The sequence below is a fragment of the Helicobacter apodemus genome, assembly GCF_000765745.2.
Classification (GTDB): Bacteria; Campylobacterota; Campylobacteria; order Campylobacterales; family Helicobacteraceae; genus Helicobacter_D; species Helicobacter_D apodemus.
Map to the genome: position 1 here is coordinate 75,635 of NZ_JRPC02000006.1, position 12,035 is coordinate 87,669.

General features: G+C 32.8%; 11 protein-coding genes. 7 read left to right on the plus strand and 4 right to left on the minus strand.

The window, feature by feature from the left end; genetic code table 11:
- Window positions 1–4: 4 nt before the first annotated feature.
- Window positions 5–574 (minus strand): peptidylprolyl isomerase, encoded by a 570-nt coding sequence (locus LS72_RS03280; RefSeq protein WP_034553779.1) that lies wholly within the window; start codon window positions 572–574, stop codon window positions 5–7.
- Window positions 546–1,475 (minus strand): ribose-phosphate pyrophosphokinase, encoded by a 930-nt coding sequence (locus LS72_RS03285; protein ID WP_034553778.1) that lies wholly within the window; start codon window positions 1,473–1,475, stop codon window positions 546–548. The genes LS72_RS03280 and LS72_RS03285 overlap by 29 nt, the downstream gene beginning before the upstream one ends.
- Before the next feature lie 126 nt (window positions 1,476–1,601).
- Here LS72_RS03285 and hemL point away from each other — a divergent pair, with 126 nt between their 5' ends.
- Genes hemL through LS72_RS03300 form a run of 3 tightly spaced genes read left to right on the plus strand, consistent with a single transcriptional unit; the run spans window position 1,602 to window position 3,733 of the window.
- On the plus strand, window positions 1,602–2,921 hold the full coding sequence (gene hemL, locus LS72_RS03290) for a glutamate-1-semialdehyde 2,1-aminomutase (RefSeq protein WP_034553776.1): 1,320 nt from the start codon (window positions 1,602–1,604) through the stop codon (window positions 2,919–2,921).
- On the plus strand, window positions 2,911–3,222 hold the full coding sequence (locus LS72_RS03295) for an AtpZ/AtpI family protein (protein ID WP_034553774.1): 312 nt from the start codon (window positions 2,911–2,913) through the stop codon (window positions 3,220–3,222). Before hemL ends, LS72_RS03295 begins: the two co-directional genes overlap by 11 nt.
- Window positions 3,209–3,733 carry a hypothetical protein gene (locus LS72_RS03300; RefSeq protein WP_238700681.1) on the plus strand — a complete coding sequence of 175 codons (525 nt, stop codon included), beginning with the start codon at window positions 3,209–3,211 and terminating at the stop codon, window positions 3,731–3,733. The genes LS72_RS03295 and LS72_RS03300 overlap by 14 nt, the downstream gene beginning before the upstream one ends.
- Here LS72_RS03300 and rpsU read toward each other — a convergent pair.
- Window positions 3,722–3,934: a 30S ribosomal protein S21 gene (gene rpsU, locus LS72_RS03305; RefSeq protein WP_006803152.1), complete on the minus strand. Its 213-nt coding sequence runs from the start codon at window positions 3,932–3,934 to the stop codon at window positions 3,722–3,724. The two genes, LS72_RS03300 and rpsU, sit on opposite strands and share 12 nt — an antisense overlap.
- A gap of 146 nt (window positions 3,935–4,080) precedes the next feature.
- On the opposite strand from rpsU, the gene ccoG reads away from it, so the two are divergent.
- Window positions 4,081–5,454: a cytochrome c oxidase accessory protein CcoG gene (gene ccoG, locus LS72_RS03310; RefSeq protein ID WP_034553786.1), complete on the plus strand. Its 1,374-nt coding sequence runs from the start codon at window positions 4,081–4,083 to the stop codon at window positions 5,452–5,454.
- 2 nt (window positions 5,455–5,456) lie between these two features.
- The gene (locus LS72_RS03315; RefSeq protein WP_034553772.1) at window positions 5,457–6,521 is read left to right on the plus strand and encodes an AI-2E family transporter; all 1,065 of its coding nucleotides are present in this window, start codon (window positions 5,457–5,459) and stop codon (window positions 6,519–6,521) included.
- On the opposite strand, the gene LS72_RS03320 is transcribed toward LS72_RS03315, so the two are convergent.
- Window positions 6,518–9,163: a valine--tRNA ligase gene (locus LS72_RS03320; protein ID WP_034553771.1), complete on the minus strand. Its 2,646-nt coding sequence runs from the start codon at window positions 9,161–9,163 to the stop codon at window positions 6,518–6,520. The genes LS72_RS03315 and LS72_RS03320 overlap by 4 nt on opposite strands.
- Before the next feature lie 138 nt (window positions 9,164–9,301).
- Here LS72_RS03320 and fliW point away from each other — a divergent pair, with 138 nt between their 5' ends.
- Complete coding sequence (fliW, locus tag LS72_RS03325; protein WP_238700682.1) at window positions 9,302–9,697, plus strand: flagellar assembly protein FliW; 396 nt, start codon at window positions 9,302–9,304, stop codon at window positions 9,695–9,697.
- A 5-nt stretch (window positions 9,698–9,702) separates the two neighbouring features.
- Complete coding sequence (locus tag LS72_RS03330; protein ID WP_034553769.1) at window positions 9,703–11,715, plus strand: ATP-dependent helicase; 2,013 nt, start codon at window positions 9,703–9,705, stop codon at window positions 11,713–11,715.
- Window positions 11,716–12,035 lie beyond the last annotated feature (320 nt).

The following is a 12,035-nucleotide window of genomic DNA, read 5'->3' on the forward strand; positions in this document are numbered from 1 at the left end:
ATATTTATTGGAGAATATAAGCTTTGATGATTTTTTGCTCTTTAAGGGGCTTATCTTGTGTGTTAGTGGGGGTATATTCTATTTTTCTTAGAGTCTTGAAGCTTTCTTCTTGATTTTCTTTGCTAATTTCCCCAAAAATAGTATGTAGTCCATTTAGATGGGGTGTTTTTGTTGTGGTAATGAAAAATTGACTACCATTAGTATTAGCCCCTGCATTTGCCATAGCAAGTATTCCTGCTTTATCAAAGGTATAACCTTGCACTATCTCATCTTCAAAATCTTGTCCCCAAATAGATTCTCCACCTCTGCCTGTCCCTGTTGGATCACCACCTTGAATCATAAATTTACGAATAGTGCGATGGAATATTGTCCCATTATAATACCCATTGTTAATATGCGTTACAAAATTTTCTACAGCCTTAGGAGCAACTTGTGGGAATAAATCTAAAGTAATTTTTCCAGCAGTGGTTTCTAAAATGGCTTGGATTTTCTTAGAATCTTCTGCATTAATAGAGTATTCTAAGAGTATAAAAAGAGATAATATCTTAAATAAAAAGAGAATTGACACTTTCATTTTTATTAATCCTTCTAATAACTTCTGCAAATAAAGGAGCTACGCTTAAAACTTTGATTTTAGGGGAAGCGATTTTAAGTGGAATGGTATCTGTAACAATAACTTCATCAATTTGGCTTTTCTCAATTTTTTCATAAGCCTCACCGCTAAAGACAGCGTGAGTTCCTAATGCAATTACGCTTGTCGCTCCTTTTTCTTTAAAAGCTGAAGCGGCTTTTACCATTGTTCCAGCTGTATCAATAATATCATCAATTAAAATAACATTTTTATCCCTTACGTTCCCAATAACATTCATCACTTCACTTTCATTAGCTTTCTCTCTCCGTTTATCAATGAGGACGATTTCTAATCCTAAGAGTTTAGCGAAATATCTAGCTCTTGCAACTCCTCCTATATCCGGACTTGCGATAATGGCATTTTGCAGATTTTTTGATCGGATATAGTCTTGGAATATCACAGAACCATAAAGATTATCTACAGGAATATCAAAAAAACCTTGTATTTGACCAGCGTGTAAATCCATAGTAACAAGTCTAGTAATACCTGCTCTTTGGAGCAGGTCAGCGACTAATTTTGCAGTAATTGGGACTCTAGGTTCAGCTTTTCTATCTTGTCTTGCATAGCCAAAATAAGGCATAATCACATTGATACAATTAACAGAACTTCTTTTTAAGGCATCAATGATAATGAAAAGCTCCATTAAATTATCATTTGCAGGAGCGCAGGTTGGTTGGATTACAAATACATCTTTTCCCCTAACACTCTCACAAAGTCTTATACTAATCTCTCCATCACTAAAGCGACTAATTTCAGCTTCTGCTAATGTTATGTTTAAATTATCCGCAACATCTTTAGAGAAGTTAGGGTGTGCACTTCCTGTAAAAATTTTAAAATCTTGCATAAAATGCCTTTTTAGAGAAATAAAGTTGTAATTATAAACTTTTAAAACTTTGAAAAGTAAAAAATTGGAATTATTTATAAAGATTTTTAAAATTAGTGTATGATTAGGTATTTAATAAGGGTAAATATGGAATTTTTAAATAATTTAAATAGTATCAACGACTTTAATGAAGCAAAGCAAGTTATTGCTGGTGGAGTAAATTCTCCTGTGAGGGCTTTTAAAAGTGTGGGCGGCACTCCCCCTTTTATAAGAGAGGGTAGAGGAGCTTATTTAATTGATGAGGATGGGAATAAATATATTGATTTTGTGCAAAGTTGGGGTCCATTAATCTTTGGACATAGTGATGAATATATACAAGAGATGGTTTTGCATACTCTTAAAAAAGGACTTTCTTTTGGTGCTCCAACTACTTTAGAGACGGCTTTGGCTAAGGAGATAATTGCTCTTTATGAAGGAATTGATAAAATCCGTTTTGTTTCCAGTGGGACAGAGGCAACAATGAGTGCTATTAGGCTTGCTAGGGCTTATACGAAAAAAGACGATATTATTAAGTTTGAGGGTTGTTATCACGGACATAGTGATTCTTTGCTTGTTAATGCAGGGAGTGGGTTAGCAACTTTTGGGAATCCTAGCTCACTAGGTGTTCCGCAAGATTTCGTTAAGCATACTTTAGTAGCCCATTATAATGATATAACAAGTGTCGAGCTATGTATTAAAGAGAGTGAAAAAAGTGGTAATGGTGTTGCTTGTGTTATTATAGAGCCTATAGCAGGAAATATGGGGTTAGTGCCTACTACAAAAGAGTTTTTAAAAGATTTAAGGGATCTTTGTAACCAACATAATATTGTTTTAATTATGGATGAGGTAATGAGTGGGTTTAGAGCAGCCCTTAATGGGTCGCAAAATTTTTATGGGGTTTATGGTGATTTGGTAACTTTTGGAAAAGTTATTGGGGGCGGAATGCCTGTGGGGGCTTTTGGTGGTATTGAAGAGATAATGAGTTTGCTATCTCCTAATGGAGCTGTGTATCAAGCAGGAACATTAAGCGGTAATCCTGTTGCGATGAGTGCAGGATTAGCAACTTTAGAAAAACTAAAACAAAACCCAAAAATTTATCAAAATCTAGAATCTTTAGCTTTGCAACTTACAGAGGGATTACAAAATATTGCTCAAGAGTTTAGTATCCCTTTGCAAGTTTGTGTAAGGGGAAGTATGTTTGGGTTTTTCTTTAATGAAAATCCTGTAAATAATTTTAAAGATGCACAAAAAAGTGATACAGAAATGTTTGCAAAATTTCATCAAGGAATGTTGCAAAAAGGTATTTATTTAGCACCTTCACAATTTGAAAGTGGGTTTATTTGTTCTTGTATGGATGAGGATTTAATTCAAAGTGTGTTAGAAAGAGCAAGAGAGGTGATTTTGGAGATTAGCAATTATGAAAGATAAAGAAAGAGATTTAGAAAATAAACCCAAATACAAGGACGCACTTTTAGCTTATTCTAATGCTACACTTGGAATCTCTATGGTAGTTGCGGTTTTAATAGGGGTTGGAGTAGGCTATGGCTTAAAATGGCTATTTGGATATTCTTGGCTATTTTGGCTAGGTGTAGTTTGGGGGATTTTAGCCGCTATTTTAAATGTCTATAAAGCCTATAAATCACAAAAAAGGGAATTTGATGCTTTAAGTAAAGATCCTAAATATGCCCATCAAAAACCTGAAAAATGGGAAGAAGATGAGGATAATTAGCGTTTTATTAGTAGGTGTTTTATTTCTAGGTATTTATCTTTTAGCAGAGCAGAAATTTGCTTGGAGCTTTATTTTTGCTTTTATTGCGTTTTGCGGCATTATTTTTGCGGTATTCTTTACTCAAAAGAATAAGATTTATCAATTAATAGCCAATGCAACACAAGAAGAATTAGAAGCTTTAGCGATGTCGGATAAAGAGGCAAAGGAAGAAGAGTTTTACAGAGAGGATAATAATTCTTCTTTAGAGGGGGAAAAAGAGAAAGCTAAATATAGAACCTTTTGGGGAAATTTTGATAAAAATTCTAATAAAGTGGGGGTTAAAATGTTTTTTATGCCCTTTAGGTTATTAGCTTATGCCTTTTTAGTGGTTGGATTTTTTATTTTATTAAAGCAAGATTTTCTTGATATTGTTGGGTTTTTTAGTGGGCTAGCTGCGGCAAATATTATTATTGTAAGTTTTTATTTTTTAAGCTTAGGTATGAAAGAATTTCAATCAAGACTAAAGTCTTGATTCATAACGTCTTAGCATATAAAGACGTTTTAACATTTTTTTACGTGCACTGATTTTTTGCTTTTTACGTTTTTCTGTCTTAGGTTCAAAGAATCTTCTAGCTCTGCTTTCTGTTACTACTAGATTTCTATCTGCTTGTTTTTTAAATTTTCTATAAGCATCATCAAAAGATTCGTTTTCTCTAACTTTAATGCCTGGCATTGGTAAATCACCACCTTTTTTAAAATTTATTAGGAGAGGATTATAGCATAAAATTTATAGGACTATCTTAATCAAGTCATAAATAAGGAAGTCAAATTTATTAAAATATGTTAAAATTCCAAAACTTAATTTTAGGGAAGTGTGATATGTCTGTTGATAAAACCAATATTACTATTACGCAATATTTCAAAAAGCGTTACATAATGTATGTTGTAACAACCATTTTAATATTTTGTCTCCCTTTCATACAAATTAATGGAAACCAAATCTTTTTGCTTTCTTTTGATCATCAGCAATTACATTTATTTGGCATTGTTTTTAATACACAAGAGTTTTATTTGATGCCTTTTTTATTAATTTTAATGTTCTTAGCAATTTTCTTTTTAACAAACTTAGCAGGAAGAGTATGGTGTGGGTGGGCTTGTCCGCAAACCATTTTTAGGGTTTTATATCGTGATTTTATTGAAACAAAGCTCTTGCGTTTGCGTAAAAAAATGCAAAATCGCCAGATAGAACCTGATATGAGCTTAAGAGCTAACCAATTTAAAAAGGCAATAGCTCTTATTCTATGGATTATTTTATCTTTTGTTGCTGCATCTAATTTTATGTGGTATTTTGTGCCTCCGCTAGATTTTTTTGCTTATATTCAAGATCCTTTAGAGCATAAATATTTATTGATTTTTCTCTTTGGGATTGCTATTTTTTTAATTGCAGATATTGTTTTTATCAAAGAAAACTTTTGTATTTATATGTGTCCTTATAGTCGAGTGCAAAGTGTGCTTTATGATAATGATACGATAATGACAGTGTATGATTATAAACGCGGTGGAGTAGTTTTTAATCCAGAGGGTATTAAGTTATGGAAAAAGCCTCCAGAATCATCTGCAGAATGTATAGGTTGTGAAGCTTGTGTGAGGATTTGTCCTACCCATATTGATATTCGTAAGGGTATGCAATTAGAATGTATTAATTGTTTAGAATGCTCTGATGCTTGCACGAAAGTTATGGGTAAGCTTGGTAAGGAAACTTTGATTTCTTGGACTAGCCCACGAGCTATTGATATGCGTAATAAAGTGAATTATATTCGTTTTAAAACGATTGCTTATGTCGTGGCTTTGGGGATTACTATCATAGGACTTTTATTTATGAGTTCTACAAAGGAGGATATGCTTTTAAATATTAACCGCAATGAACTTTATACGATTAGGGATCATCATCGTGTTGAAAATTCTTATATTTTTTTATTCCAAAACACTAAGCAAGAGCCTTATGAGTTTTATTTTGAAATTGAAAATAATCCTGCTATTAAAATTAGACGCCCTTCAAAAGCTTTTAGTATTAAAGCTGGAGAGAAGTTTAAACAAATTGTAGTGCTTTATACCGATGAAAATCTCGCACAAGATACGCAAAAGGATACTCATATACCTATAAAGATTAAAGCTTATGCTTTAGATTCTAAAGAGCCTATTGAAATCTTTAGGGAGAGCGTATTTATTTATCCGCCATCTAAAGGGCTTTAGCAATGGTAAGTAACAAAGGAACTTATTTTTTTCTTGTTGTTTTTGTCTTGAGCGTTTTAGCGTTATTGAAGCTTTATTCACCCTTTTTGATGAAGCTTTTAATCGCCTTTTTGTTGTTTTTAGCTACACAAGGAATTTATCAAGCAATTTTTATAAAAACAAAATCGAATGTTTTTTCCTCTCTTGTTGCGACTTTATCTTTGCTTATTGGCTGTTTTATGCCTATTATTTATGTAATGATAAATTTAGCAGAGTTGGCTACGAGTTTAGATTTATCAAAATTACAAAATTTTATTATTTATATCAAAGATCAATGGATAGTGGTAAATGAAGCCTTATATGAGTATTTGCCGGATTTTGCGCTTAAAGAGCTTAATCAATGGATTTTAAAAGTAGATTCTATGAATTGGGCAGAGGTTGTGAAAAGAGGATTATCTATTTTTGCACAAGCAGGGAAAAATGGCTTATTTTTCTTAAGTGATACTTTTTTTATCGTTATCTTTTTGTTTTTTTCTTATTATTATAGTAATCCTTTAGGGAGGTATTTGTTAAACCTCATTCCTCTTGAAAAAAAGCAAATCAAATCTTTATACAATGAAGTAAGCGGAGTAATTAGCGTTGTGTTTTATTCTTCTATTGCCTCTATGGTAATACAAGGAGTGCTTTTTGGTATTTTGATGTTTTTTTATGGGTATAATGCTATTTTATTGGGTGTATTTTATGGTTTTGCTTCTTTGATACCCGTTATCGGTGGGACATTAGTATGGTTGCCTGTAGCTTTATATGAGATTTATTTAGGGAATATTACTACTGCTATTGTTATAGTTTTGTATTCTATTTTAATCATAGCGACCTTAGCTGATAATATTGTCAAGCCCTTTTTGATAGCTTTTATCAATCGTGTATTGATTAAGACCCCTGTAAAAATTAATGAAATTTTAGTCTTTTTTGCCATTTTTGCAGGAATTACGAGTTTTGGATTTTGGGGGATTGTTTTAGGACCTGCTATTACTGCTTTATTTATCGCTTTATTAAGGGTTTATCAGAATATCTATCAAAAGAGTTAGCCCCTAAAAAGACTTTTTAACTCTAATTGAATTTTGTTAAGCTTTTCTTGTTGTTCTAAGAGTAGATTTTGATTATCCGCTAAGACATTTTTAGGTGCATTAGCAAGGAATTTTGGATTATTTAGCATTCCCTCTAGCTTGTTAATTTCTTTTTGTGTTTTTTCTTGCTGCTTTTGTAGCCTTTGGATGATGGGATTTAAATCAATGCTTTGAGTGGGAATATAAGTTTCTAATTTTTCGGTAATATCGACAATACAATTTGGAATTTTTTGATGAGTGATTTGAATATCCGCTACTTTTGCGAGTTTGCAGATATAGTTTTTCAATAAATCTAAGAGATTATCAGGAATGGTATCATTTAACCGAATATAAGCTTTATCAATCTTTTGATTAGCAAGATTAATTGTTGTTTTAGAGCGGCGAATAGAGATAATTGCATCTAAGATAATTTCAAAGACTTTGAAATTAGTGGCATTGTTATAAGAAAATGTGGGGTAGGGCTTTACCATAATAGAATTATTTTTCTCTAAGTTACTATTAGAGAGTCTATGCCATAGATACTCACTCAAAAAAGGCATATAAGGATGCAGTAATAAAAGAGATTCTTTAAAGATTGCACCAATTTCTATAATACAATCTTTGCTAACCTTACTAAGTTCAATCCCCCAATCACAGAAACTACCCCATAAAAACCGATAAAGTGTATTAGCCCCATCATTGAAGCGATAAGATTCTAAATGCGTTCTTATTTCTTTGATAGTTTCACTTAAAAGTTGTGCTAAATACTGTCCTAATGCACTCTTAGGTGTCCCAAACTCCTCAAGATTAGGAAACGAGTTTGCATTAAGGAGTAAAAAGTTTGTAGCATTATAAAGTTTATTGGTGAAATTTTTACTAATTTCTAGTTGGTTATTAGAGAGTTTAATATCTCTTCCTTGCACACAAAGGGTTGCTAGGGTGAAGCGCAAAACATCTGCACTATAGTTTTCAATAAGATCCAGTGGATTGATAACATTGCCTTTGCTTTTACTCATCTTTTGCCCTTTTTCATCCCGTACAAGAGCGTGAAGGTAAATATCTCTAAAAGGAAGTTTTGATAAAGAGTGTTCTCCCAAAATTAGCATTCTTGCCACCCAAAAAAACAAAATATCAAAACCCGTAATTAAAAGCGAGTTAGGATAAAAGGTTTTTAAATCTTCTTCAAACCATAGGGTATCTTTACCCCATTCGCCATTACCAAAACCTAATGTAGAAAAAGACCATAAAGCCGAGCTAAACCAAGTATCAAGTACATCAGGATCTTGATAAATGTCCTCACTTTTGCATTTGGGACAATGTTTTGTCTCTTTGGTATCAGCCCATTGTGCCTTACAAGTGTTGCAATAAAAAACAGGTATTTGATGTCCCCACCAAAGCTGCCTAGAAATGCACCAATCCCTTAACTCTTTCATCCACGCATTATAATTATTTTTCCATTGCGGAGGAAAAAATTTACTTTCATTAGCATTAGTTTTTTCAATAGCTTTTTGTGCGATTTCTTTTTTTAAAAACCATTGCTTAGAGATATAAGGTTCTACGACATTTCCACAGCGATAGCAATGCCCAACTTGATTTTTATGGGATTCAATTTTTTCGATAAAACCAAGTTTCTGCAATTTTTCTACAATAATCTCTCTTGCTTCTAATCTCTCTAATCCTGCAAACTCACCCGTAATTTCATTTAAAATGCCTTTTTTATCAAAAACTACAATTTGTTCTAAATTATGCCTTTTACCAACTTCATAATCGTTGCTATCGTGTGCGGGCGTTACTTTCACACAACCTGTCCCAAATTCCATATCTACATAAGAGTCTCCAATAATGGGAATTTCTTTGTTGCTTAAAGGCAGTTTTACGCTCTTGCCAATAAGTTTGTTAAAGCGAGAATCTTTAGGATTAACCATTACTGCAGTATCCCCAAAATAAGTCTCTGGTCTTGTAGTGGCTACTACAAGATAATCTTGACTTTCTTTGAAAAAGTAGCGTAAATAATAGAGTTTTCCCTCATTTTCTTTATATTCTACTTCAATATCTGATAATGCCCCATCGTGTGTGCACCAATTAACAAGATATTTTCCTTGAATGATTAAGCCCTCATTATAGAGTTTTACAAACACTTCCCTAACCGCTTTTTGCAATCCCTCATCCATTGTAAAACGCGTTCTACTCCAAGCAGGAGAAACCCCTAATTTTCGCATTTGTTGAAGAATTAATCCGCCGCTTTGCTCTTTCCACTCCCACACCTTTTTTATAAAAGTATCTCTCCCTAAATCCTCTTTTTTAATCCCTTGTGCTAAGAGTTGCTTTTCTACGACATTTTGCGTAGCGATTCCTGCGTGATCAAGTCCTGGTTGCCAAAGTGTTTTAAATCCATCCATTCGTTTAAATCGCACCATAATATCTATGAGCGTATGATTAAGTGCGTGCCCTATATGGAGGCTACCAGTTACATTAGGGGGGGGTAGCATAATGCAAAAGGTTTTTCCCACCTTTTGTATAGCCTCATTACCATAAATTTCAAAATATCCGCATTGTTCCCAAAGTTGGTAATAAGATTCTTCAATTTCTTTTGGGTTATAAGTGGAATTTGTTTTTTCTTGCATAAAAAACCTTTGTAAATGGAATACTTTTTGCTAGAGCGTTTTTGATGTTGAATTTTACCAAAAAATTAAATCTAAAAATTTTAAGGATAAAAATTTAAGGGTAAAATCTTAGAAATTTTAAAGTTTAAGGAAAAAGCAATGATGAAAAGTCAAAAGTTTATGGTAAAGTCCCCCATTCTAGGCTTTGAAGATGTTAATGAAGTTAAGTTTGCAGAAGTAGATGATGGTGCATTAGCCTTTTTGTCTATGGATAGAAAGGAAGTAGAATTACTCTTAGTTAATCCCTATAAAGTGCGTGAATACTCTTTTGAGGTTTCGGCAAGTATCCAAACTTTACTAGAAATCAAAGCAAGCTCTAATGTCAAGGTTTTTTGTGTTTTTGTTAGAGAAAAGGGAGATGGAATTAGGGTAAATTTCTTAGCACCTATTGTTTTAAATTGCGATAACAATACTCTAGCCCAAGTGGTTTTAAATAAAAAAGATTATCCGTTTTTTGGTGTTGCGGAGTCTATTAAAGATTATATTAAAGAATAGGAATTGTGCCTCTATCAAACCTTAATTTACAACAAAAACAAGCCTCTTTAGCCCCTAGTGGGTATAATTTGGTAATTGCATCAGCGGGCACTGGCAAGACTTCAACAATCGTTGCTAGAATCGCTTATTTGTTGCAGCAAGGTATTAGTTCTAAAGAGATTTTATTATTAACTTTCACTAACAAAGCTGCCCAAGAAATGCTTACAAGACTTTTAATGAAATTTGATGATAGTATTGTCAAACAGATTGAAGCAGGCACTTTTCATGCTGTGGCTTACCGCTATTTAAAAAACCATCATTCTATTGTCCTTAAACAACCAAGAGAACTTAAAGTGCTTTTTAAAAGCCTCTATGACAAACGTGTATTTGCTAATGTTTCTGATATTACTCCTTATGGTGCAAATTATCTCTATGATATTTTCTCCCTTTACCAAAACTCTACGATTGATAGTAATTTTAAGGAATGGATTGCTAAGTACAACCAAGACCAACTACAATATGTGGAGATTTATTTAGATGTATGGGAGGAGTTTAGAGATTTAAAAAAAGCCTATCATTACGTTGATTATAATGATTTATTGCTTTATTATAGGGAGATGGTTAAAGAGCAAAAACTTACTTACAAGGAAATTTTAGTCGATGAATACCAAGATACCAATCCTTTGCAAGATTCAATCCTTAAAGCCCTTAATCCTCCATCTATTTTCTGTGTGGGGGATTATGACCAAAGTATTTATGCTTTTAATGGAGCAGATATTAGCATTATCGCAAGTTTTAAAGAGCATTATACTAATGGAAGAATCTTTAGCCTAACCAAAAATTATCGCTCTACTGCCCCTATTTTAAACCTTGCTAATAGAGTGATTGAAAAAAACCCTAGGATCTACCCTAAGAAGTTAGAAGTTGTAAAGAGCGAAAATTTTGGGTTGCCAAGTTTATTAGTCTTTGAAGAGTTGTTTTTACAATACCAAGGGATTGCAAACAAAATTAAGCTTTCCAATCGTCCTTTTGGGGAGATTGCTATTATCTTTAGGAATAATTCAAGTGCTGATGGTATAGAGGCAAGTTTAAGGGAGATAGACATTCCCACCAAACGCAAGGGAGGCATTAGCTTTTTTGATACCAAAGAAGTAGTTTTTGTGCTTAACCTCCTCTCTTTGCTCTATAACCCTAAAGATATGATGGCTTTTATCCATATTTTAAGCTATGTAAAAGGTATCGGTAATGCCTTAGCAAAAGATATTTATGAAGCCCTAGTATTATTAGGGAATGGGAATCCTATCCAAGGCTTATTAAAGCCAGATAAAACTATCCAAGAACCCTTTAAAAAAAGGGAGCAAAATATACAATTAGGCTTATTTGATGATTTTTATATGAATAAAAGCTTGAGATTTGATGGACTGCATAAGGATTTTGAAGACAATCCGCTTTTGAAGTATTCAAAGATTAATAAAGAGGGTGCGGAGTTTTTAAACGCCTTATTTTACTTTTTTAGTGTATTAAATATTAAGGACAAACCTTATTATCTCCTCTCCAAGATTTACCAGCTTTCTATTTTTCAGATAGTTATACAAAAGCTTGCTAAAGAAAGGGCTATTACCAAAGAGGGGAATATTCATCCAGTAAAATACCAAGAATCTTTACAAAGGATTGAAAGGAGAATTTTAGTATTGAGGGATTTATCAAGCCATTATGAGGAGATAGGCAGATTTTTAAATGCTATGGTGCTTGGCTCTAGTGAGATGAGTGAGGGGGAGGGCGTGAATTTACTAAGTATCCACGCTAGTAAAGGATTAGAATTTGCAGAAGTCTATATTATTGATTTAATGGAGGGAAGATTCCCCAATAAAAAGCTTATGACGCAAGGTGGGAGTTTAGAAGAAGAAAGAAGATTATTTTATGTAGCTGTAACAAGAGCTAAGGAAAATCTGTATTTGAGCTATGCTAAAAGGGATAAACTGAAAAATATTGATTACCAAGGCTCACTTTTTCTTTATGAAGCAGGTTTATTAAAATAAGCCAGATTTATAAAAACATTAAAACTTCTCATTGCTTGACTTTATAATTGAGCTAAATCATATATAAAGGCAACTAGGATTTTAAACCCTCTTTAGAAGAGTAGGAGCCTAGATTTATCATAGAATCAATTGTTAATGCAAATAGATGATAAACAAGTTTCCTAATTACCTGTTTATTAAAATGATATTAGGATTAACCATAATAAATTCCTCTCACTCCCTTTTTGTTATAATGCCTACCTTAATTTTAAGATTAAGGAATCTCTAATGAATAAACTAATGCTTAATCTCTCTATTAACTTTCATTTTAAAGGATTCTT

What these genes read in the sequence shown, in the direction of transcription:
- LS72_RS03280 (WP_034553779.1), bottom strand. Translation starts at nt 574, where the DNA reads ATGAAAGTGTCAATTCTCTTTTTATTTAAGATATTATCTCTTTTTATA.
- LS72_RS03285 (WP_034553778.1), bottom strand. Translation starts at nt 1,475, where the DNA reads ATGCAAGATTTTAAAATTTTTACAGGAAGTGCACACCCTAACTTCTCT.
- hemL (WP_034553776.1), top strand. Translation starts at nt 1,602, where the DNA reads ATGGAATTTTTAAATAATTTAAATAGTATCAACGACTTTAATGAAGCA.
- LS72_RS03295 (WP_034553774.1), top strand. Translation starts at nt 2,911, where the DNA reads ATGAAAGATAAAGAAAGAGATTTAGAAAATAAACCCAAATACAAGGAC.
- LS72_RS03300 (WP_238700681.1), top strand. Translation starts at nt 3,209, where the DNA reads ATGAGGATAATTAGCGTTTTATTAGTAGGTGTTTTATTTCTAGGTATT.
- rpsU (WP_006803152.1), bottom strand. Translation starts at nt 3,934, where the DNA reads ATGCCAGGCATTAAAGTTAGAGAAAACGAATCTTTTGATGATGCTTAT.
- ccoG (WP_034553786.1), top strand. Translation starts at nt 4,081, where the DNA reads ATGTCTGTTGATAAAACCAATATTACTATTACGCAATATTTCAAAAAG.
- LS72_RS03315 (WP_034553772.1), top strand. Translation starts at nt 5,457, where the DNA reads ATGGTAAGTAACAAAGGAACTTATTTTTTTCTTGTTGTTTTTGTCTTG.
- LS72_RS03320 (WP_034553771.1), bottom strand. Translation starts at nt 9,163, where the DNA reads ATGCAAGAAAAAACAAATTCCACTTATAACCCAAAAGAAATTGAAGAA.
- fliW (WP_238700682.1), top strand. Translation starts at nt 9,302, where the DNA reads ATGATGAAAAGTCAAAAGTTTATGGTAAAGTCCCCCATTCTAGGCTTT.